General features: G+C 48.0%; 16 protein-coding genes. 10 read left to right on the forward strand and 6 right to left on the reverse strand.

The window, feature by feature from the left end; translation table 11 throughout:
* Positions 1–99 precede the first annotated feature (99 nt).
* Entirely contained in the window at positions 100–897 is a 798-nt protein-coding gene (locus tag OU814_RS10140) for a COP23 domain-containing protein (RefSeq protein WP_017285826.1), read from the reverse strand.
* A 226-nt stretch (positions 898–1,123) separates the two neighbouring features.
* Between OU814_RS10140 and crtR the strand changes: the two genes are divergently transcribed.
* The 6 genes from crtR to OU814_RS10170 all read left to right on the forward strand — a co-directional run bounded on the left by crtR (position 1,124) and on the right by OU814_RS10170 (position 9,170).
* The gene (gene crtR / locus OU814_RS10145) at positions 1,124–2,059 is read left to right on the forward strand and encodes a beta-carotene hydroxylase (protein WP_017285827.1); all 936 of its coding nucleotides are present in this window, start codon (positions 1,124–1,126) and stop codon (positions 2,057–2,059) included.
* A gap of 400 nt (positions 2,060–2,459) precedes the next feature.
* On the forward strand, positions 2,460–3,896 hold the full coding sequence (locus tag OU814_RS10150) for an efflux RND transporter periplasmic adaptor subunit (RefSeq protein WP_017285829.1): 1,437 nt from the start codon (positions 2,460–2,462) through the stop codon (positions 3,894–3,896).
* Positions 3,897–3,934: 38 nt separating this feature from the next.
* The gene (locus OU814_RS10155) at positions 3,935–7,204 is read left to right on the forward strand and encodes an efflux RND transporter permease subunit (protein WP_268182462.1); all 3,270 of its coding nucleotides are present in this window, start codon (positions 3,935–3,937) and stop codon (positions 7,202–7,204) included.
* A 91-nt stretch (positions 7,205–7,295) separates the two neighbouring features.
* On the forward strand, positions 7,296–7,661 hold the full coding sequence (locus tag OU814_RS10160) for a phage holin family protein (RefSeq protein WP_026148352.1): 366 nt from the start codon (positions 7,296–7,298) through the stop codon (positions 7,659–7,661).
* 145 nt (positions 7,662–7,806) lie between these two features.
* Positions 7,807–8,064, forward strand: coding sequence for a hypothetical protein (locus OU814_RS10165; RefSeq protein WP_017285832.1), 258 nt, complete (start codon positions 7,807–7,809; stop codon positions 8,062–8,064).
* Between the two features lie 134 nt (positions 8,065–8,198).
* The gene (locus OU814_RS10170; RefSeq protein ID WP_268182467.1) at positions 8,199–9,170 is read left to right on the forward strand and encodes an ABC transporter substrate-binding protein; all 972 of its coding nucleotides are present in this window, start codon (positions 8,199–8,201) and stop codon (positions 9,168–9,170) included.
* A 79-nt stretch (positions 9,171–9,249) separates the two neighbouring features.
* Here the strand turns inward: OU814_RS10170 and OU814_RS10175 are convergent, their stop codons facing one another.
* Together OU814_RS10175 and OU814_RS31315 are read right to left on the reverse strand one after the other, a co-directional pair.
* Positions 9,250–10,089, reverse strand: coding sequence for a carbonic anhydrase (locus tag OU814_RS10175; RefSeq protein WP_268182469.1), 840 nt, complete (start codon positions 10,087–10,089; stop codon positions 9,250–9,252).
* 15 nt (positions 10,090–10,104) lie between these two features.
* Complete coding sequence (locus OU814_RS31315) at positions 10,105–13,878, reverse strand: DUF4912 domain-containing protein (protein ID WP_326498296.1); 3,774 nt, start codon at positions 13,876–13,878, stop codon at positions 10,105–10,107.
* Between the two features lie 200 nt (positions 13,879–14,078).
* Between OU814_RS31315 and OU814_RS10190 the strand changes: the two genes are divergently transcribed.
* Positions 14,079–16,118 (forward strand): PAS domain S-box protein, encoded by a 2,040-nt coding sequence (locus tag OU814_RS10190; protein ID WP_268182472.1) that lies wholly within the window; start codon positions 14,079–14,081, stop codon positions 16,116–16,118.
* Here OU814_RS10190 and OU814_RS10195 read toward each other — a convergent pair.
* Positions 16,110–16,838, reverse strand: coding sequence for an MBL fold metallo-hydrolase (locus OU814_RS10195; protein ID WP_268182474.1), 729 nt, complete (start codon positions 16,836–16,838; stop codon positions 16,110–16,112). The genes OU814_RS10190 and OU814_RS10195 overlap by 9 nt on opposite strands.
* A 104-nt stretch (positions 16,839–16,942) precedes the next feature.
* Here OU814_RS10195 and OU814_RS10200 point away from each other — a divergent pair, with 104 nt between their 5' ends.
* Genes OU814_RS10200 through OU814_RS10210 form a run of 3 tightly spaced genes read left to right on the forward strand, consistent with a single transcriptional unit; the run spans position 16,943 to position 20,301 of the window.
* Positions 16,943–18,403 (forward strand): site-2 protease family protein, encoded by a 1,461-nt coding sequence (locus OU814_RS10200; RefSeq protein WP_268182476.1) that lies wholly within the window; start codon positions 16,943–16,945, stop codon positions 18,401–18,403.
* Between the two features lie 4 nt (positions 18,404–18,407).
* The gene (locus tag OU814_RS10205) at positions 18,408–19,643 is read left to right on the forward strand and encodes an ATP-binding protein (protein WP_268182478.1); all 1,236 of its coding nucleotides are present in this window, start codon (positions 18,408–18,410) and stop codon (positions 19,641–19,643) included.
* Complete coding sequence (locus OU814_RS10210; RefSeq protein WP_190653010.1) at positions 19,636–20,301, forward strand: GAP family protein; 666 nt, start codon at positions 19,636–19,638, stop codon at positions 20,299–20,301. Before OU814_RS10205 ends, OU814_RS10210 begins: the two co-directional genes overlap by 8 nt.
* Positions 20,302–20,431: 130 nt before the next feature.
* Here OU814_RS10210 and OU814_RS10215 read toward each other — a convergent pair whose 3' ends face one another.
* Positions 20,432–21,379, reverse strand: coding sequence for a GDSL-type esterase/lipase family protein (locus OU814_RS10215; RefSeq protein ID WP_268182481.1), 948 nt, complete (start codon positions 21,377–21,379; stop codon positions 20,432–20,434).
* A 97-nt stretch (positions 21,380–21,476) separates the two neighbouring features.
* Positions 21,477–23,345 carry a GTPase family protein gene (locus OU814_RS10220; RefSeq protein ID WP_268182483.1) on the reverse strand — a complete coding sequence of 623 codons (1,869 nt, stop codon included), beginning with the start codon at positions 23,343–23,345 and terminating at the stop codon, positions 21,477–21,479.
* Between the last annotated feature and the right edge of the window lie 139 nt (positions 23,346–23,484).

Below are 23,484 nucleotides of genomic sequence, written 5' to 3' on the forward strand. Positions count from 1 at the left end.
TAATCTCGCTCCTTTTACTGTTTTTGAGCAAAAAGAGGAGAAGGAAAAAAGTTTTTCCCAGATTAGGGATTGACTCCCTATCTCCTCATCTCCCTACCCTTAGCGGCGTTGAAAAATCCGAGGAGTCGATTGAACTGCCGGACGATTTGTCCGAGTCTGCACCCCACCGACTAATTTTTCCCCAGTTCCTCGATCTGAACGAGACAGGAAGGGCTTGAGATTAATTGGACCATTCGTCACCGCAGTCGATCGACGACCTCGAACTCCAAGCAGATTCCCCAACTGGTCAAGCACATCAGAACGACCACTGCCATAAGTTAGAACGCCTTGGGTTTGCTGACCACTATCCGCTACTGAGAGATTTTGGAAAACACGATCGCGGGTCGCTAACGGATCTTGTCCATTGGGAACCGTCAACACAATTCGGCAGCTTGGCACCCGATCCGTCGTGACACAAATCGTGTTGTAGCCATTCTCAACGCCAGTCGTCATTTCTCGCAGACCATCAGGGCGATATGATTCAAGACGACGCGCAATTTCATTACACCGACGTAGAGCATCCCAGCCCCCACCCATATTGCTGGGAACTGCCCACGGATAAGCCTGATTCGGCTGATTTTCCGGGAAATACATCACCGTATTTTGTCCATTGTTCACCCGGCAAGCAAACCGAGTGCCCGCAGCCGTGGGAGAAGGAATCGTAGTTGAACCGTCCGGATTGGGAACCGGAATCGTGGTTGAACCGCCCCGATCGGGTTCAGTGGGAATGATGACATCGCCTGGAGCCGTTTGTGCTACAGCTGCACTACTTGCGATCATCATCGCACTCAACGAAAGTAACGTTCCTCGAACTACTTTATTTTTATTTTTTGCCCAGCTTACAGGTCGTAGCGACATGGGAATCAACCTCGATCGTTGTGAATTAATTTAGAAAGATTTGAACTCTGAACGGCGTTCTAACTGGATTGACCTAAATTGATCTTCTGAAGTTCCCAACTGCAAAAGAATCTACCTTTAGAGAGAAGCGAACGGGTCGATTGCAAAATCTTAGAAAGCCGTTACTTAACTTAAAGACATGCCTTGACGTATACTTTTCTGAGTATTCGCAAGGAGAGACGGTGTGATGTCGGAGGCGGCAACGAAGCCCCTGACGATTCCAAGGGAGTTACTGGGAGCGCCTGGTGATTTTAATCCAACGTTGTTGATCTTTTTGCTGTCGGTCGCGATCGCAATTATCTCGACGTTAGGATATTGGTTTTGGGGATGGGTGGATTGGATTAGTTTCTGCCTTAATGTCTTGGCATTACATATGGTTGGAACAGTCATCCACGATGCCTGTCATGGTGTGGCTCATCGCAATAAAGTGATGAATGCAATTTTGGGTCACGGGAGCGCATTCCTCCTCTGTTTCTCTTACCCCGTCTTTACGAGGGTTCATATTCAGCACCATGCTCATGTGAATGATCCAGAAAACGATCCAGATCATGTTGTATCTACATTCGGACCCTTGTGGATCATCAATGCACGGTTTATGTATCACGAATTCTTCTTCTTCCAGCGCAAATTATGGAAGAAGAATGAACTCTTTGAGTGGTTCTTGGCACGGCTATCTTTGGCGCTTGTAATCTACGCTGCGTGCCAGTTTCATTTTCTGGGATATGTGTTCAATTTTTGGTTTGTGCCTTTAGCGATCGTGGGGTTAGTCTTGGGATTATTCTTTGACTATTTGCCTCATCGTCCATTTAAGGAACGAGATCGTTGGTTGAATGCGAGAGTCTATCCGAGTAGGATTTTGAACTGGCTGATTATGGGTCAGAACTATCACTTGGTGCATCATCTATGGCCTGCTGTCCCTTGGTATAAGTATGAAGCTGCTTATTATGCAGCGAAGCCAATTTTGGATGAGAAGGGATCACCCCAATCGATCGGGCTTTTGAAAGAAGATTTCTTAGGATTTGTCTATGACATCTTTCTAGGCATTCGGATTCATCGCAAGCCAAAGCGCGAAGAAACTCCGATTTCTGAAGAACCCAAAGTTTCTCTCTCATCCAAGCTATAAGCCATCGTCGATTCGGCTCACCTTGGGGATGACTGGGTACATAGAGTAGGCACAGAGAGCTAACAGAAAAATTCCAGTGCTGTTTGTGCTGGAATTTTTTGCGCCTTTGGGTGTTCGAGATTATCATAAGGATCTTCTACTAGTCGGGCAAAACTTAGATCGAGGTACAAGGCTATGCTCACTCTCGAAAAGATAGACGGAGCTAGTTTTTTTGTTGCTAAGATCTACCTGTGGAGTGAGACAATATGGTTCGTATTCTTAGTAATGTACGAAATGCTCTGGTAGAATTCTTAAAATAATACATCTGTTTCTCAGCTTCTTTAAGACCGCTCGGTAGTTTGAGATCGACGATTTCGCCCCTTCTACCGTTTCATTCAACCCTCCTGACAGCACTTTGAATATGAATGGCGAAAATACCGATCGCGCTGGATTCGCTCAGACAGATGCCCCAGTTTCAGAATTGCCGCCTCGTCGTCCGCGCTGGCGTAAATTTCTGATTCCAGGGTTAATTGGACTTGCAGTTGTTGGCGGATTGGGTTGGATTGTCTTTAATCGGATTATTCTGCCTCTGATGATTGTGAGTCAGATGAAGCCTCAACCGACTCCAGTCCCGTTGGCAAACCCGAAAAGTTCAACGATCGAAGATAGCTCTGACTATGCCGCTACCTTAGATTCTCGGCAATCCATTACGCTTCAACCGCAGGTCAGTGGACAGATTTCGCAAATCTATGTCAGACCTGGTCAGCAAGTGACTGCCGGGCAAGCTATTTTACAAATTGACAATCGCGAACAACGTGCTCAAGTTGCGAGTCGGCAATCGGCATCGCAAACGGCAGCAGCGGACATTGATTCAGCCCAAGCAGATGTTGAAAACGAACAGCAAACTTTACGATCGCTGCAAGCTCAGCGTGCGACAGCACTTTCAAACGTGCAATTGAACCAGAAAGAGTACGATCGCTTTGTCGAATTGCAAAGACAGGGCGCAACCAGTAAACAAATTCTTGATCAGCGTTTAAATGCTCTACAGACTGCTCAAGCAGCCTTGAGACAAGCAGATGCAGATATTGCTGCGCAACGTTCTGCGATTAGCCGCGCGCAATCCGTCGTTGAGCGAAATCGCCGAGCTTTTGAACAATCCCAAGCCAATATTGCAGAGGGACAAGCTCAATTGCAGTACTATACGATCACTGCTCCTTTTACTGGAACCGTTGGGGAAATCCCGATTAAAGTCGGTGATACAGTGAGTCCGACCTCCCAATTGTTGAATATTACTCAGAATCAGCAATTAGAAGTTCAGATTCAAGTCCCGTTAGAGCGATCAAGTGCTTTGCGGTTAGGCTTACCTGTCAAACTGCTCGATGATCAAGGCAAAGAAGTACAGACAGGTCGAATTTCCTTTGTTGCCCCGAATGTTGATTCGACTACGCAATCAGTGCAAGCAAAAGCAGTTTTTGAGAATGTGCGGAACTTGCGACCTTCGCAATTTGTGCGCGCGCGCGTTGTTTGGAGTAATCGACCTGGCGTACTCGTGCCCACAACGGCAATCTCTCGATTAGGGGGAAGAGATTTTATTTTTGTTGCTGCTCCGCTAAGTGCATCGGGGTGTTCAGAGCCAGCCGCACCTCAAGGGGGCGGAAAATTTGAAGCGAATCCGGACATGTTAGTTGCAGCCCAAAAGCCGATTCAACTCGGCAGAATTATTGGCAATGAACAAGAAGTCGTCGAAGGACTGAGCGCCAACGATCGCATTATTACTTCTGGAATTTTGCAACTGCAAAATTGTGCTGCGATCATGGATGCTGCTCAAGTTCCTGCTCAACAGTCTTCTCAGCAATAGCCCTCTCACAATAGTCCTTTCACAGGCGTGAATCTATTATGGTGATTTTGTCTGTTTCCGATTTTTTTATTAAACGTCCTGTGTTTGCGACAGTGTGTTCGATTGTCATCACACTGTTAGGGATTGCTTGTATTCCGACGTTACCGATCGCGCAATATCCAGACATTGCTCCGCCTCAAGTTGGGGTGACAGCGAACTACGTCGGTGCGAATGCTGAAGTCGTTGAATCGACCGTCACGAACATTCTAGAGCGCGAGTTGAACGGGATTACTGGCGTTAAGTTCATCAAATCGACCAGTGCCAATAATGGTGTAAGTAACATTAACCTGACGTTTGATTTAGGACGAGATCAGGATTTAGCTGCTGTTGATGTGCAGAATCGCGTTTCGACTGTGCAATCGCGCTTACCTGGTCCTGTGACTCAAACTGGAGTTCAGGTCACTAAAACAAACAATAATTTTCTACTCGCGATCGGGATTTACTCGGAAAAAGACCCCAAGAAAAATCAAGATTTCTATGATGATCTGTACTTGAGTAACTATGCAGATTTGTATTTGAGAGATGCTTTGCGACGGCTGAAAGGCGTGGGCGAAGTCCAGATCTTTGGTGAACGAACTTACGCCATGCGGATTTGGCTCGACCCAGAACGGCTTGCTGCTCGAACGTTAACGCCGCAAGATGTCGTGCAAGCGCTCAGACAGCAAAACGTGCAAGTTGGGGCGGGACAGATTGGGCAAGCGCCAGCAGTCCCCGGACAGGAATACCAATATTCAGTCACGGCACAAGGACGACTCAAAGAAGCTGAGGAATTTAATAACTTAGTCATCCGAACGGCACAGTCTGGCGCTTTAGTGCGGCTGAGAGATGTCGGTCGGGCTGAACTTGGGGCTGAGAATTATGGATCATTGCTGCGATTTACGACGCAAGATCGCGTGACGCATCGAGGCGTTGGGTTAGGAGTGAACCAACAGTTTGGCAGTAACGCGCTAGATGTGGCAAAAGCTGTCAAAGATGAGATGCAACGCTTATCGAGTAACTTTCCGCCTGGACTAAAGTATGACGTAGCATTTGATACGACTGTCTTTATTGAAGCAGGGGCACGTGAGGTTGTTGATTCGCTGATTCAGGCAATTATCTTAGTTGTCTTGATTTTGTTCTTGTTTCTCCAAGACTGGAGAGCAGCACTGATCACGTCGATCGTGATTCCGATCGCATTTCTTGGCACCTTCATCTTTGTCAAGATCCTGGGATTTTCGATCAATACGCTGACGCTATTTGGCTTAACCCTAGCAACGGGTTTAGTAGTCGATGATGCGATCGTGATTATTGAAGACATCACTCGGCGGATTCAAGATGAAGATATGAATCCAGTGGAAGCTGCGATCGCATCAATGAACACTTTATCTGGAGTGGTGATTGCAACTTCATTGGTCTTGATGACCGTGTTTGTTCCGGTGGCATTTTTCCCAGGAACAACCGGACAACTCTATCGACAATTTGCTTTAACAATCACATTTTCGGTCGCAGTTTCTACCTTTAACGCGTTGACGTTTACACCGATGCTGTCTGCGTTACTGCTGCGTCGTGGACAAACGGCTAGCAATAACTGGTTCTTCCGGCGGGTGAATTGGGGCATTGATAAAACTCGTGATGCTTATGCAAGAAACCTCGATCGCGTCGTGCGCAAAAAAGGATTAGTCTTGACCTTTTTTGCAGGAGCATTAGCGCTGACCTACTTTGTCTATAACCTTGTGCCGCAAGCCTTTATCCCTGATGAAGATCAAGGGGTGTTTATCACAATTGTGCAAGCGCCTGAAGGGGTTTCGCTTGGCTATACCGAAAAAGTTTTAGAAAAAGCAGAAGCGATTCTCAAAGCTCAACCAGAAGTTGCCAACATTTTTGCAGTCGGCGGATTTAGCTTTAGTGGCGCAACTCCGAATAACGGAATCATCTTTACTACCCTGAAACCTTGGGATCAGCGTCGCGGTGCAGATCAATCTTTAGACTCGATTATTGGTGGGTTTTTCCCAAAACCTTTCGGACTGTTCCCCAAGATGGCATCGATTCAGGAAGCGGTTGTGCTGCCGTTTAATTTGCCTGCTATTTCTGGAATTGGCAACTTTGGTGGATTTGAGTTTCACTTGCAGGATCGCACCAATTTAGGCTTCCAAGCGATGGGTGAGACTTTGGGTAAATTTATTGGTCGTGCAACCGCTTATCCTTCGCCGCAAAGTCCTCAGATTGCTCAATTACGTCCGAACTTTAACGGGAATACGCCGCAAATCGCGGTAGAAGTGGATCGCGATCGCGCCAATCAACTGCAAGTTCCGCTCGATGATATTTTCAATACCTTACAAGTCTTTCTCGGGTCTACCTATGTGAATGACTTTAACCAGTTCAACCGAGCGTATCGCGTCTATGTTCAGGCGGATCAACAATATCGATCGAACCCTGAAGATATTAAAAAGCTGTATGTTCGCAGTACAACTGGACAGATGATTTCGATGGGGAACTTAGTCAAAGTCACCCAAAATACAGGACCATCGATTATCACTCACTACAACTTGTTCCGCTCGATCGAGTTGAACGGCGCTCCGGCACCGGGGGCAAGCTCTGGGCAAGCCATTCAAGCGATGGAGGCGGTTGCTAGAGAAACCTTACCGAGAGGCTTTGGCTTTGAATGGTCAGGGCTTTCACTGGAAGAAATCGAATCCGGGGGCGCAGCGTTCTTTATTTTCGGATTAGCGATCGTCTTTGTGTTTCTTACCCTAGCTGCTCAGTATGAGAACTACATTGATCCAGTGATCATCATGCTGACTGTGCCCCTAGCAATTCTAGGCGCACTCTTAGCTGTTCTCTTGCGGGGGACTGCAAATGATGTCTACACTCAAATCGGCTTCGTGATGCTGATCGGGATGGCGAGTAAAAACTCGATTCTGATTGTTGAATTTGCCAATGAGGAGCGTGCTGCCGGTAAAGGAATTGCGAGTGCAGTCGTTGCAGCAGGACGAGAACGGTTAAGACCAATTCTCATGACTGCGATCTCAACTGCGATCGGCGCACTTCCTTTGGTGATTGCAACTGGACCTGGAGCGGCGGCTCGTCAATCTTTGGGAACTGCGATCGTCGGTGGGATGGTTGTCGCAACTTTCCTAAGTTTGTTCATTGTTCCTGTCCTTTATATTGTGATTAAAGGATTTGAAGATCGCTTGAGAAAACCTGCAAAACGTCTAGCTCCAGTTGATGGAAGTTTGGAGGGCAATAGTAAACATCCCCGTGAATCAGCAGCGACTTCCGAAAGAGATTGAAATCTACCTGGATGGAGAGGGGATTTCCTCAGCAGATCAGTCACGATTAGGGTTAGAAAAAATCCGTATTGATAGATTTGAGGGAAAACTCATGGGATATGTTCTAACGATTTTAGTGACTGCACTGAGCTTACTTGTCGTCGATATTGTTTTACCGGGCGTGAATATTGAAAGCTTTGCAGTTGCGATGATTGCAGGGATTGTGATTGGTTTAATCAATACCTTTGTGAAGCCGATTTTGTCGCTTTTGACGTTGCCGATTAACTTAGTAACGTTGGGCTTATTCTCGATCGTGATTAACGGTATTTGTTTTACCCTAGCGGCGGCTTTAGTTCCAGGTTTCCAAGCACACGGACTGATTTCATTCCTCGTGGCTCCGGTGATTCTGTCATTGGCAAGTACCTTCTTGAATAAGTACTTTGCAGAACGCAACGCTGATCTGAAGCCAAACGTCTAGATGACTCGAATCTGATCAACCCCCAGTCGGTAGGCGCGACCTCTGGGGGTTTTCAGGTAACTTTCTAATACAGATCCTGCCCTGAAGGATAAAAAAATGTATTATAAGCTACAGATTTGACTCTTCGCTTCAGAGAAGTTTGCTTATGTCTCTTAATTCAGAAATTTATGGGTTCGATCGATCGGGTGCTGGCTGGCAGATGCTTCAAGCACAATCGATTTCCTGCGCTCCGCGATTTACGCCATCGATGTGGGTGCAGTTGCTCAATCCCCCGACAGCTTACAGTTCTGACCAGGGGCGGCTTCTTTGCCAAGTGGCTGAGGATCAATGGCTCGCTTGGGTTCCAGAGTATGGCGAACTTTTGCTGACGACTGATGAGTTTTGCAGCTTGAGCGAGGACTGATTGGCGATCGTCAGCCAGAATGCTGAATTCTACCTGTGCTTTCTGAACTGCATCATACTCTCAGCTTAATATCTATTTCAGCGCCAGTTCTGCAAGAGGCTGGCGCTATTTTATGGTTCTCAAGGAATCTGTAGATGTTTAAGCCTCGGTCTATTAGCCTGATCATTATTGCCTGTATTACGTTTTTCTGGTCAGTTGCTTGTTCTCCTCAATCGACTCCTCTCGCTGTTTCTGCAACGCCTTGGTCTGGCTATTCAGGGCATCATATTGCCATGAAAAAAGATTTTTATGGGCAAGCAGGACTGAGAATTCAAGATATTTTGTATCAGTCAACCACTGAGCAAATTGATGCGTTTCTAGCAGGAAAAACGGACTTGGCTTGGGTGACAGCCGGGGATGTGATTGATATGGCTGGAAAAGACCCCAGTCTAAAAATTATCTTTCTGTGTGATTACTCGAATGGGGCAGATGGCATTGTCGGACGTGGAATTAAGACTGCGGCAGATCTCAAAGGCAAAACAGTAGCTCGTGAAAATGTATTGTTTGAGAAGGTTTTCCTGCGGGCTTATCTGGAAAAAGGGGGGCTGAGCGAAAAGGATCTCAAGATTAAAGATATGTCTGCTGCCGCTGCTGCCGCTGCATTTAATGCACAACGGGTAGATGCTGCTGTCACTTACGAGCCATTTCTAACCAAGGCATTGAAGGAAGGCGGCGGAGAGCTTCTCTTTAGTACCAAGGGTACAAATTTGATTGCAGATGTGCTGGTTACACGATCGCAGTTAATTTCCGATCGCAGAGCCGATTTGCTGACATTTCTGAAAGCAGCCGACAAAGGAATTAAATTGCTAGAAGCCGGAGATGAATCTGCGATCGCGCTTGCTGCTCAACGTTTAGGGACTTCCTCTTCAGAACTGCGCGCACAGCTTACGGGAATTGCATTGTTTGATATTGAGGGCAACAAAACGATCGGGTTCAATCCTCAAAATCCGAACAATGCGATTAAAAATTTCGAGCTAGTTGCGAAAGCTGCTTACGATTTTAAAGTCGTTCAACAACCGCTAGATGTGAAATCTATCTACGATGATTCGCTTGTGAAAGCGCTTTAAGAGCGCATTGTAAAAACATCACTTTGCGTTCAATGCTCAAACTTTTTAAGGGGCGACGATCCGCCCCAAATAGTGCATTCTACCGCTTTGATCCTTGATAAATCCGTTGGGCTTGCTCAGCCGTCAACCAAGGCATAACCTCGGTTTGAGGGACAGGCTCAGCGGATTTGACTTGAGAGCGAATCGTCACAGGTTGGCGCAACTGACCCTTGCCATTGTCCTCTTTGTGAGGCAAATTACAAGCCACGGGTGGCGCGCTGGTTTTCTCATAAAATGCGCCCAGTTCACGCGGCGAAAGCTGGCTTTGAGGTGGCACATAAGCATGGGTCTCCGGATCAAATGCCAAAAGCTCACCCGTTTCAATGTGATAAACCCAGCCGTAAATTTCTAGCTTGCCTTGATATAGACGGGAATGAACGACCGGATAAGTTTTGAGATTTTCGATTTGAGTCAGGACGTTTTCTGCGATCGTAATTTCAAGCAATTCTTCGCCGCTGTACTGACTGTAATTTTCTTTGACTAATCTGCGAGTTGCCTCAGCATGTTTGAGCCAGTCATATACTAGGGGCATGTCTTCCTGAAGCTTGTTCAACTTCAACAAGCCTTTCATTGCGCCACAATGCGAATGTCCACAGACAATAATTTGCTGAATGTCTAAAGCCGCGATCGCATATTCAACCGCTGCTCCTTCTCCGCCGTTCGCGGCTCCAAACGGTGGAATAATATTGCCTGCGTTGCGAATCACAAACAGTTCACCAATACCCGCTTGGGTGATCAAATTTGGATCAATCCGCGAATCCGAGCAAGTAATGAACAGCACTCTGGGCTTCTGCCCATGCGACAGTTCCTCAAGCTGATCCAAATGAGACGGCACATAGCTTTCCCAAAACTGCTGATGTCCTTGAATTAACTTTTTCATTCTCCCTTCCTGTTATCATTGCCACTCATCGATCGCTTCATCCTTGGTATTCGTATTGCGGCTGGGGGTTTCGCGATTGAACTTCAAATGAATCGATCGCGTTTGTTCCCCATCTTTCGCGACTGCCAAGATCGGATAATCGATTAAACCATCTTGGAAGGACATCTGGAATCGGAAGGTTCCGTCTGGATTGAGCGGAATGATTTGTCCGCCGATCGAGACAGTCGCATCCGGTTCTGTTGCCCCGTAGATAATCAGTTCCGCATCTGCAACCAGCCAGAATTTGCGCGGACGAGCCGGAATCGCACTACCTGAGAACATGCCGACTCCTGACATGCCAATGCCTGACATGCCCGAAACCGTTGGCAATGCCCACATTCCCATCCCCGACGGGAACACAAACGAACTGACAGCGGCAGCCGGAACCTGCTGCATTGAACCGAAAATCGATCCAGCCATGCGTTGCAGTTCTGCGCCTTGTGACAGGTCGAAGATCTGATCATACATGCCATTCGGACTGCCTATTTCACTTTCAGCGGCGGGTGATCCTAATGTCAAGAAAGTTTTACCTGTGAGTTCTTCTTCCCAGTCGATCGTGACGAATTGATCGTTTTCCCAGGCAGACGGATAAGCTGGAGGAATGCGTACAGAGTGTGATCGCGCCAGCATCAACCAGCGTCCATCCCCGCTCATGTACCCAATTTCTGCAATGTAATCGCGATCGCTGACAGGAATCGGCAAATACCAATCGCGCGCCATTTCGTCACAGGCAAACTGCTGCAAACTGTGCGGGCTTTGATGCGCTAAATCGACATCCGTGACATCGTACAATCGCAGCACTAAATTCTGTCCGCCTTGATTACGCAGTTCGGATTTGTGTTCGTTAGGAATGTCCCAATAGGCGTAAGCCCATTGCGGATCGCGCGGCATCAGCACAATCCGACTGTCCCCGTAGCCATCTGGTAAATCCGGTAAGCCTTCATCCACATCCGCTAAAGCTTCACTCGACAAATCGGTCTGTCCGACATCAAACCGCGCCGATTCTACGATCGTTTGACCCTCATCCGATCGTGCCATTGCCATACCGACCATTCCGGTAGCGATTCCGCCGACTGCGGCGATTCCGGGTAATGCAGATTCGTCTGTAGATTCGTCTGTAGATGCTGCGCTTGCATCGGGTTGAGAAGGATCAATCATGGCAGGTGTCTCCTGAGTGTCGGGCGCTTCTGGCTGAGGAGATTCAAGATTGGCTTCTTGATCTGCTAAGCGAGAACCTGCGATGCCTGCTAACCCTGCTGCTGTTGCGGCTCCACCTAAAGCAGCAATTTCTGGAATAGAAGAACTTGCTTCTACAGATTCGACTTCAGAAGTTGCCGCAATTATAGGTGGCTCCTCAAGTTCGATCACTTGTGCTTCAGAATTATCCATAATTGAGCGCGCTTCATCGTCGGAGATCGGCTCAGCATCGATAATTTCTAGATCAGAAGATTCAACACTCGCAGGAGTTTCGTCGATGTCCTCTGGCTCGATCACTTCTTCTAACTGCGGTTCTGGATCAATCCCGGAAAAATTATCTCCCGCTTGCCCCATTCCTGCCACTCCCAAGGCAGCAGCACCACCGAATGCAGCAATTTCTGGAATCATGCCTTGAGCATTGTTTGAGTTTTCGGCCAGCGGTTCTGTCGCGTCAGTCACCTCGATCGGTGCAACGCCTTGCTCGAACGCTAACTGCTCGTAAGAAGGTTGTGGAACTGCTTCGACAACGCTGGGTGCCTCATCGAGATTCAGCTCGATCGCAGGTTGGTCGAGTATGGCATCTTCTGGCGCGTCTAAATCCTCGATCGCATCTAACGTTACAAGGGGTTCCGGCTCGGGTGGGACTCCCGATCGAGTCCGGTTCATCCAAGCCGCAGTCCCTAATCCAGCTAACCCTAAAGCGGCTGCACCAGAGAGATCAAAATCGGATTCAGGCGGAGCTTCGGGAGGTTCGATTGAAGGTGCTGTCATTTCAATCGGCGGCATCTCTCGAATTTCAACTAAGGGGCGCTCAGGCACAGCAGTCGGCTCGACCTCAATTGCAGATGCAGCAGTCGTTGATTCAGGAACGCCCTCGACATCAGAGTGCTCTAATGCTTGCTCTAATTGTGATGCTGCGGCAGCGGCTCCAGCACCCGCAACCTCAGCAGGTGGCTCGACTTCACTTGTGGATTGTGGGATCGGTTCAGGACTGTCACCCGCATCAGCACGTCCTAATTGTGATGCTGCGGCAGCGGCTCCAGCACCCGCAATGACGGCTGCTCTACCCATTGCAGCCGAGGGAATCGTCGGGGGTTGAACTTCCGCGATCGCTGCGCGATCCGATGAGATCACAGATTCCGCGCGAGAAGCCAGACTGATATCAGGTTCGCTCGGAGTCATAAGTGGCGGAGGTGGAGGCGGTGCTGTTGGAGCAGAGGATGGAGAGGGCGCAGCAGGTGGAACTTCAGCAGTTGAGGGAGTCGATCGCCGACCGCGTAAAAGCCAACCTAAAAGCAGTGCTCCCAATCCGAGTGGCAGTAACCACCAGAGCCATCCTGGAATACCACTATCGTTGTTACTCGTGTCGTTGTTAGACGATGGTTGCGCATTGGCAGATCCAGCCGGGACTTGCCCGACGATCGTTGGTTCATTGGCAGATCCAGCCGGAACTTGTTCTGCAATCTTTTGCGCATTAGCAGTTGAATCTGGGGCTTGTCTATCTGGAGCCGTTCCTGAAGTTGAATTTGGAGTAGCAGCCCCAGCAGGAGAGGGGGCGGGAGCGGGAGAAGAACCTGCACCTGCGCCGATATTTCCTGGATTTCCTGGATTCAATGAGGCAACCGTTGCAGCCGTTCCAGCGGCAAAGAGAGTCGCAGGATCTAAAGCGAGTGAAGCCGGATCGCTTTCTGTGGTTTGAACTAAGTTACGTCCTACATCCGAAGTAATGTAACCCAACAGTGCAGCGGCTCCCGGAGAAGGAGTCGCCTTATGGACGTAGTAGAACGGCTGTGAGAACGGATAGCGGGGATCATTGGGCAACGTGTTGTGCATGGGCACGATCCGGACGCTGGAATTCCCTAAAACTTGATTGGCAGGGGCAAAACTGATGCCGTCTTGACCGAGCTGTTGGGCAACCGCTTGGGTGCTGTCTTCAGGGGTACGAATTGGACTGCTGCTGCTGACTGACTCAGACGGTTGAATGAAGACAGAATAGTTCCGAAATGCTGTCCGGGTGTCACTGAGATCGGGGCGATCGATAAACCGAATCTTTCCAGGTGCGCCGCCTAATTCTGACCAATCGGTGATTTCACCCCGAACGATTTTGACGAGTTGAACAACGGTGATCCCGCCTTTGAAGGGATTGTCTGGACTGGTGATAATGGCAATTTTGCCGCGTTCGAGGGCAACAGGCACTAAACCTTCTTGGCGTTCGGATGCGGTGAGCGGACGACCGATCGCAGCGAGGTCGATTTTGCCATCGCGCAATGCCTGTAATCCAGCTGGCGTGCCCGAGTAGTTGAGATTAATGGTGCTGCCTGAAAATTGCTGCTCAAATCGTTGTTTCAAAGCCTGGTTGATGGTTACCATACTGCTCGAACCATCAATTTGAATCGTTGTCCCTGAGGGCACAGAAGACGGAAACGGGAAACTTGTGGGCGCGGCTTGAGCCAAAGTTTGAGGAACAAAGATCGATTCTAGGGGTTTTACCGTTGCAACAGTCGTTAACAGCAGCGCAAAACCGAGCGCAGACGATTTTTGGTTTGGCAACATTAATTCAAACGCCTCTTACACCAGTGCAGATCTTGGATTTTGCAAAGTATTATATAGCGATCGCTCAAAATCCGCCTCTGCCAATGCGTTGAGGATCTTGCGATGTGATCGAGCGCACCCGTAAGGATGATTCTATCGCATTGGTAAGCGCCTAGTTTAAATCGGGAACTCTACGAAAGATTCCTGTATGAAGATAGGCAATGAGTGTTGAGCAGTGGACAAACCCCAGTTCCAGCGGGCGCGATCGCGATTATCAGATTTTATTAGACGCAATCCCAGATTTAATCTTACGGATTGATCGCAACGGGGTTTGCCTCGACTATCACCTCCCCAAAAACTTCAAAGCATACGGGCGAGAATTCGATTGGCACGGTAGACGCTTAGATGAAATCATTCCAGCAGAAGTCGCTCAACAGCAGATGGAATATGTTGCATCTGCGATCGCGACGAATGAGATGCAAGTGTATGAACAGCAGATCGAATGGAACGATGAAATTCGATACGAAGAAGTTCGAGTCCGCCGTTACAGTGAGACAGAAGCTTTAGTCCTGGTTCGCGATATCAGTGCCCAAAAAAATGTGGAGAAGGCACTGACACAAAGCGAAGCTCGATTTCAACGTCTGGCAACGAATATTCCCAGTATGATTTATCAGTTTCGGCTTGAGCCGGATGGAACTGTGAGTTTTCCGTTTGTCAGCCGGGTTTCTGAGCGCATCTATGAAGTCGAACCCGAGTTAATTCAAGAAGATCCAGGCTTGCTGATTGGTCAAATTCATCCCGACGATCGCGCATCATTTGAAGAATCGATTCGACACTCAGCAGAAACGCTTGAACCCTGGAAATGGTCAGGGCGGAATGTTCTGTCTTCTGGCAAGATCAAGTGGATTGAAGGACATTCACAGCCGGAACTGCAAATTGATGGAGCGATCGTGTGGGATGGCATTGTCACTGATGTCAGCGATCGCAAGCAGCTTGAAGCCCAGCGCCAGCAGGCAGAATGCGCGATCGCAGAAAGTGAAGCGCGGTTTCGCAGCTTTGTGGAAAATGCCAATGATTTAATTTGTGCCTTTTCGCCCACGGGTCTCTTTACTTATATTTCTCCTAAAGTCTTTGAAATTTCTGGATTCTTAGCCAAAGAGCTGCTCGGCAAACCCTTGTCCGACTTTATTCATCCTGAGGATTTGCACATTGTTCAAGCTTCCATCGAGGAGCTTTTGAAAACTGGAGAGCGGCAATCTGCGATCGAGTTTCGGGCTAGACGTAAAGATGGAGACTGGTACTGGGCGTTGTGTAATACGTCTAGCATTAGAGGCTCAAACGGAGGAGTCGTCAGTATTCTGAGCATTGTGCGCGATATTAGCGATCGCAAAGCCAATGAAGAAAAGCTTAGACAACAAGCGATCGATCTAGAAAATGCCTTGCAAGAACTTCAAAAAACGCAAGCGCAACTGATCCACAGTGAGAAGATGTCTTCTCTGGGGCAACTCGTTGCCGGAATTGCTCATGAAATCAACAATCCCATTGGGTTTATTCACGGCAACATTATTCACGCTATGAATTACTTTCAGGATCTTGTTGCGTTGATTAAGTTGTATCAAACTCATGAGTGTCATTCAATTCCAGACATTGAAGCGTTTATCGAGGAAATCAATCTCGATTTTATTTACAAAGATCTGCAAAGTATCTTTGATTCAATGCAAACCGGAACAGAACGAATTCGAGAAATTGTGTTGTCTCTGCGTAACTTTTCTCGACTCGATGAAGCGCAACTGAAACCTGTGAACATTCACGACGGGATTGAAAGTACCTTAACGATTCTGCAAAGCCGACTGCATCAGGCTGAGTCGAAAATCACAGTTTCAAAGTTCTATAACCAACTGCCGAAGGTGGAATGTTTTGCGAGTTCTTTAAATCAAGTCTTCCTCCAGATCTTGACGAATGCGATCGATGCAGTCAGCGAAGTTTGTGCGCCAGTGATTGAGATTCACACCGAATTTATCAGTGCAAACTGGGTGCGAATCCGAATTCTAGACAGTGGTGTCGGGATTCCTGAATCGGTACAAGCTCGCATGTTTGACCCATTCTTTACGACGAAACCTGTGGGCAAAGGTACTGGAATGGGTCTGGCAATTAGCTATCAAATTGTCACCGATCAACATCACGGCAGGTTGAAGTGCCAATCTAAACCCGGTCAGGGGACAGAATTTACGATCGAACTTCCCATTCGTCAATCACAGTAAAGGCTGTTGTTTGACACACTGCTCCAAATCAAGCTGGGCTAATTTCTCGTAGGCGTGATCGATCGCTGTTTTGCCTCGCAGTAAGCCAATATTTCCACCCGGACAAATCCAATTCAACGTATCGCGATCGAAGCGATCGAGTAATTTTTGCACATTGCGAATTTGCCGCAGCCAGTGAAACGTTTTCGCAGTCCTGAGCGGTACAGGATTGCCTTGAGAATCTGCGACTAAATGCCGTCCCGAAAAGAGCACACCGCCGCACGCATTCAAATACACACAGGCGGTTCCAGGCGAATGTCCTGAAGTCCAAATGACCTCTAGATGTGGCGAGATCATTAAATTTTCCTGAAATCGAGTGACGGTAAGATTCGGGAGTAAATAGGCTTCTTGCTCTTGAATGATCACGTCGCAGTGAAACGCCGATTGGATGTCGCGAACTTTGCCGATTCCGCCGCGATGCGTGATCACAAGCTGTTTTACACCCCCTTGGGCATCGAGAAACGATCGCGACTGCTCATCCCACGCTGGGCAGTCGATCAGCACATTTCCCTCTTTTTCTACAATGAGATAGGATGTTCCACCGAGTGTGTCACGATTCGGTGGAAATGCGAAAATTGGGACAAGACGATCCTGCGCACAGGTTTCCTCAGTCAAAACCAGACGTGGAGCTTTTGCAGGGCGTGACTGGGGTGTTAAAGGAATTGAAGATTCTAGGGGCACAAACTTCTAAATCGTTCAAACTAAAGAATATGGCAAACCGCCACCGTTGATTGTGCCAGATCCTGCAATTCTCTTCCATGCCCTAGACCCCTTTTTTTCGGCTCATGATTTGGCTTCTGCTGCTCGGACTGATCACCTATCTATTTATTACCCAGTGGGTCGCAAGTCTCACGCGCACGCCCGTGTGGCTACTGTGGCTGGTGGCAATGCTGCCTGTCTTGATTCTGTTGATCTGGACCGTTGTGTCACAAGGACAGACGATGCCCCTGAGATATACCGCAATTTTATTTGCAGGCTGTTTGGTGTTGTACTTGTATCTGATTCAACGAGGGCGCATTTCTCGATCAGAGCCGATCGATGAGCCAGTTCCGCCCGAACCGATTCCCGATCTGCAACCTCCTAGTCTTGCCAGCCTCCGCCCTCTCAATCCAGCCGAAGAATCGAATTTGCAAACCTGCTTTCCTTGGTCAGTTTTTTACCTGCGGCATTTGGAGTATCATCCGCAGGGAGTTGTTTGCCGTGGACAACTGAGAACTGCGCCGGAAAAGGCATATGACATCATTCGGACCAATATTGAGGCGCAGTTTGGCGATCGCTTTGATGTGATTTTTCAGGAATATTTTCCAGGAGAGCCATTTTTTGAATTGGTGCTGAATTCTGTGCCCGCGTTTGAAGCAAAACATCAGCCGGGTGCGCTGCGTCCTGGATTTGCGTTTGTGCTAGGATTTCTCACGCTATTTACGACGACTTGGGCAGGATTGCAGGTGGTTGGACGAGTGCCAACGATTCCGGCACTATTGGAGGATGGGTTTCCTTATTCGATCGCAATTTTGATGTTTTTTGGTGCGCGCAGTTTTGGGTATTTCATCACGGCACGGAAATTTCAGGTTGCAACGACGTTGCCGTATTTTATTCCGATTATTCCACTGCCCTTTTTCCCCGTTGGGACGATTGGGGGCTTTACGCGGTTGGCATCGCGGATTCCGAATCGCAAGGCGTTGTTTGATATTGGGCTAGTTGGGGCGTTTTTGGGGTTGAGTGTGAGCATTCCGCTGTTAGCGTGGGGCTTGGTGCAGTCGGAATTGGTCGGGGTTCAGGGACAGACCGGAATTTTTCAGTTTCGGGCGCTTGATCCAAGATTGTCGATCGTGCTTGCCTTGTTTAGTAAGTTAGTCTTTGGGGAAGAGTTGACCGCGGAGGCAGCGATTCGATTACATCCGACAGCGATCGCGGGGTGGATCGGATTATTATTCACGGCATTTAATCTCATGCCGATCGGGCAGCTTGATGGTGGGAGAATGGTTCATGCTATCTTTGGACGGCGGATCGGGGCGAGAATTGGTCGGATTTCGCGATTTTTATTGCTTGGGTTGGCGATTGTGTATCCTCATCTGCTGCTTTGGGCGGTTTTATTATTGTTGTTGCCTGCATTAAATGAACCGACATTAAATGATGTGGTTGAGGTTGATGGATGGCGTGAGGCGATTGGATTTATGGCGTTGGTGATTTTAATCCTTTTAGTGTTGCCTGTGCCAAAGTTTTTAACGGCTGTGTTGGGAATGTAGAGTGATGAAAGGATTGGTTCAGAAATGTCGATCGCTGTTGGTGTATCGCGATGTCTTTGAAGATGCGATCGCTGGTGCTTTTCTCACTGTACTAGAGAATCTCGATCGCCCTGAAATTGCAATTCAGGCCTACGCAGATTGGTTTTCAGCGTTAGCAAAACTCCGGCAAGGCTGGAAAGATTACTTGCTGAATCGAATTCTGCTTTCAGAGAATGCGTTTACTCAGCAAGCGCATGAAAGTTTTATTCCCGATGAATTGATCCATGCGGTTCGGCGTGATGCCCGAATTCTGCAAGAGGTTTATCAACTTGGGTGTGCTCAATTTGCTGAGTTATTGGATCTCGTTCCTTGGCGAGATCATTTGATTCAGGTCGATAGTCGTTCTCGGTATCAGGAGTTTGAACGAATTCAGAAACGCTTAGAAGTTTCTGAAGATTGGGCAGGTGAGTTTATTGAGTTACTCTCGTTCTATCGCAAGTTTGGAACTGGAAGGTTTGCCGAGTACTCTGCATTCCGTTGGCAGAATGGGAAATTAAACGCGATCGCGACTCCTGATCCGGTGCGAATCGATGCCTTAGTCGGGTATGAGTCTCAGCGCGATCAACTGTTGCGGAATACTGAATTTTTGCTGGCTGGATTACCTGCACTGCATATCTTGCTGTATGGCAGTCGCGGTTCAGGGAAATCGTCGCTGGTCAAATCACTACTGGGTAAATATGAGAATCTGCGATTGATTGAAGTGGCAAAGTCAGAATTGAGAGATTTGCCTGCGATCGTTGAAGGATTACGCAATCTACCTCAGAAGTTTGTCATCTTTGTCGATGATTTGTCGTTTGAAGAAGATGACGATGCGTATAAGGCATTAAAAGTGGTTCTAGAAGGCAATTTAACGGCTCGCCCTCAGAATGTTGTGGTCTATGCAACGTCAAATCGACGGCATTTGATTCGAGAATTTTTTGACGATCGACCTAGACCCAGAGATGCTGATGAGATTCACAACTGGGATACTGTGCAAGAGAAACTATCGTTTAGCGATCGCTTTGGGTTAACGTTAACGTTTGAACCTGCGGATCAACCGACTTATTTGAAAATTGTGCATCACCTTGCAGAGCAGGCGGGCATTTCAGTAGATGATTTAGAGTTTCGGGCGTTACAGTGGGCGACGCGACACAATGGGCGATCGGGAAGAACGGCTCGCCAGTTTGTTGATTTTCTCAAATCCGAACTGACGCATGAGTGAATTACTTTGGACAATTAGCGCGATCGCGCTCTTGGATAGTATTAATCCGAATGCAGTTGCAGCGCAGGTGTATCTATTGACCACACCAAAGCCTGTTCCGAGATCGATCGCATTTATTTTGGGTGAAATCTTAGCGGCTTGGATTGCAGGAATGCTGATTGCATTCGGCATGATGCAATTAATTGCAAAAGTATTCAATCAATTGGGTGCGGTTCTATTCATTTTGCAATTTCTTTTAGGAATTGCACTTTTATATCTTGGCTGGAATTTTCAGAAATTGATATCGAAAACAGCAGTGAAACGCCCAAAGTCATTGAAACCGAGCGATATGTTTCTTTTTGGATTCATGCTCGCCTTCACTGAAGCGCCAACGGCACTGCCTTATCTAGCCGCGATCGAACAAATGACTCGCACGAATCCATCTTTGACAGAGTTAGCATTGCTCTTACTGTTTTACGATGTCATCTTTGTTTTGCCGTTGATTCTGCTCGTGGTCGTCTATGTCATCGCTCAAAATCGTTCTACTCAAGCGATCGCGCTCATTCAAGAATTTGTAAGCCGCTGGTTTCCGGTTCTGTTTCAAGTTGTGCTGATTTTACTCGGCATTGTGTTAATCGCTGATAGCATCGCACAGGGATTTGGGCGATCGGTGATTTGAATGCTGCATATCGACGAGTTCATCACCATCAATCTGATAGGGGGGTAGGAAAATCGGTTTCTTTCTCCCCATCTCCCCACTCCGCAAAATTCATGCGATCGACGACTACATTCCCCGCTCAAATCTCAGATCAATTTGCCAGAACCGGAGCCGCCGCGACCCTTGTATCAGAATCCTGGAACACAGTCTGCCAAGTCGCATAGCCTTGAGCTGTGAGATGAATTCCATCGGTCGTATATTCCGATAGGATCTGACCATCGTGATCGGCAAATTGTGCAAATAAATCGAGATAGGTTGCTCCTTCTTGGCGTGCAAGTTCTTGCAATTGCTGATTGATATGGATAATGCGATCGCTGGGAATTCTGGGGGTGCGAGTCGGCAAGATTGATTCGACAATCACCTTGGTGCGAGGATGCATTGCGCGAAGCTGCTTGAGAATTCGCTGCATATTCCAAATAATTTCAGTATCGCTTGCCCCCATTTTCAAATCATTCACCCCTGCCATTACGTAAATTTGATCGGGGCGGGTGTTCGCAATATCCGGTAAGCGCGCCAAGATATTCCAAGTCGTATCACCAGAAATGCCTTGATTCAGCCAGATTTGAGACTGCGGTAAGCGATCGCCCGGAAACCATAAACTTAAGGAATCACCGAGTAGAATCGAGAGTTGACGATCGCCATTGCGTCTTGATACCGCCTTCGCTTCTAGAGCAAGTAATTTTCGCCACTGTTCATACGTCGGCTGAACAGAGGAATTTTGCCAAATTTCTCGGAAACTGTCACTGGGCAATCGGGTGTAGAGTTTGCCGATTTTCAAAGCAGATAAGCGTTGCAGGTAAAGTTGTCCACCCGATCGAGGCGCAGACACCAGCGGGGCAACCTCTGAAGAAAACTCAGGCTGGATCTCCACTTCAGGTCGAACTGAAACCGTCGAACTCAACGGAGAAGATGCGATTCTGGGTTCAGTAATTGAGATCGGGAACTTTTCTGGCGGGAGCGAAGTCGGAGGAACGGATACCGATGGTGTGGGTAATACCGCAGATGCAAACGTCAAGGCAAAGACGGTGGGGGCTGTCATAGACTGCTCGGAGGATTGCTGTTTATCCCTAATAACGTGATAAATATTACACAGTCAGTAGGGTTTTGCAATCCTTCACAGAAGATTTGTCTAAATTTCACAGTGGTTTTGCGTCTAAGTAGTGGCGGTAGCGGATTTCCAGATTTTCGATCGATAAGTTTTGTGTCCAATATTCGGTTAACGCATGTCCAAATGCCCAGGCAACTCGATCGGGGGTTGATGAGCTATCGCTCAGGATCGACCACAAGGCTTTAAAATCAAGCGGGGCTGAGGGTTGCAGCAATTGGTAGAGGTCATATGCCATTTGCAATTTACCCACGACGATCGGTAATTGCTCGATCGGGATTTGTTCTGCGAGTAATAGGGCTAATGTGGGTGAACCTGTCGCGATCGTGGACAGAAATCTCAGAACGGGGCTTTTTAGAAATGCAGTTAAGCCTTGAGTCGTCGCCATTTGGAAGGTATAGCGATCGATAATCTTAGCGGCGCTTACAGTGCGGGCATCAATATTTTTGAGAAATCGGGCGAGACGCGCTTGTTTGGCTGGATCAAGGCTGTTCAGAATCGCGATCGATAAGTCATCCACGCCCCAAGCTTCTCGATGTTCACCCGCTGTGACGAGTGGCAAGACGAATGAAGCAACTTCGCCAAACACGTCTTGACGATAGGCAACTGCTTCTCGAATCGAGACTTCTTTGGGGCGATCGCCGAATTGCCAGTTGTACGGTGGAGTCCATTCTCGAATCGGACGTAAACGATCGACTTGCGTGACGATCGCAAGGGTTGGCAGTTCTTGCGCCTTCAGTGCATTCAAGAAGTCCAAATCCATTTGCAATGCTGGATCGAGTGCAGGCGAAACGAGTAAAACTAAGTCTGTTTTTGCAGCATAATCGAGGACTTGCTGCCGAAAATCAGAGCGTTCAACCTGCTCATAGCCCGGTGTATCCCAGAGCGTTAAAGTCTCTCCACTCTCTGTTTCCCAACGATAATCTTGGATTTGATCCGTCGAAGGCAGTGCATCGACTTTTGCCTGTGCTTGCACAAACAAGGTATTGATCAAACTACTTTTTCCGGCTCCAGTTCGACCGACAAGCAATAAGCTAACAGGCTTTTGTGCGACTGTTTCGACGGGTGTTGCTTGAGCAATGACTTCTTTTAAGGTTTGGAATTTTGCAGGTGTTTCAATCGCAGGTAGAACAGGTGCAGCCTTGCCGCTATAGAGTGAGATCGCTTGTCTTGCGAGATTTCGCAAAACTGCTTCTCGCAACATTTGGCTAAGATTGCCTAGAAGTTCTTGAGTTGCTTTGCTACTACTACTCTGTGTTGCAGTTCGAGCAACTGCGACCGCAGGATTGAGAAACCATTGCGCCCAGTTCCACACTCGCAGCACTTTCCGCGCAGAAGGCTCTAGTTTTTGATAGATCTCATAAGCTTGAACAGCTTGCCCCACGGTGACTTGATTCAAGACAGGTGCAAGTCTTTGCATCCATTGATCTAAGTCATCCACAGTTCCACGCAACAGTGAGTACGCTTGTGGAACATAGATATTCAGCAGCGGCTTTTGAGCATCTGGATAGTAAATATTTGCGATCGCGCGAATCAAACTCTGACAGCGTTGCCAAAAGATGTTCCAGTCCTGCCAGATGGGCGGATCGAATTGAGCTTCAGCTAAGATTTTCTGAACTTCGGTTTCGGCTTGTCGAGTCGCATTGGTTGCAGGAGAGTCGCTGAGTTCGATTGTCTCTTCTGAGAGTTCAGCAACGATCGCTTCAACTTGACTGAGTGCAGGCTGTGTCCATTTCACCAGCAGCCAGCGCCACCCGACGAAGATTACTGCCACGATCGCCCAAATCCAGTTGATTCCCCATTCATGGATTTGAAGTCCTGCTGAAATCAGCAGAAACCCGATCACAACTGCGATCGGGAGTGCCAAAACGATCCACTGCCAAATCCGAAGTCGCACCATAGCCTGATTCCAATGGTTTTCTCCATGCTAGGGCAGATTGGGGAGAAGATCGTTGGGAAAAAATTTGAAATTTTGAGATGGAGAGTGGAGAGTAAGAGGATGTTTGAAAAGTATCGTTCATCGCATTCACCCGCCCCCG

The sequence above is a fragment of the Leptolyngbya sp. GGD genome (assembly GCF_026735145.1).
In the GTDB taxonomy this organism is placed as follows: Bacteria; Cyanobacteriota; Cyanobacteriia; order Leptolyngbyales; family Leptolyngbyaceae; genus Leptolyngbya; species Leptolyngbya boryana.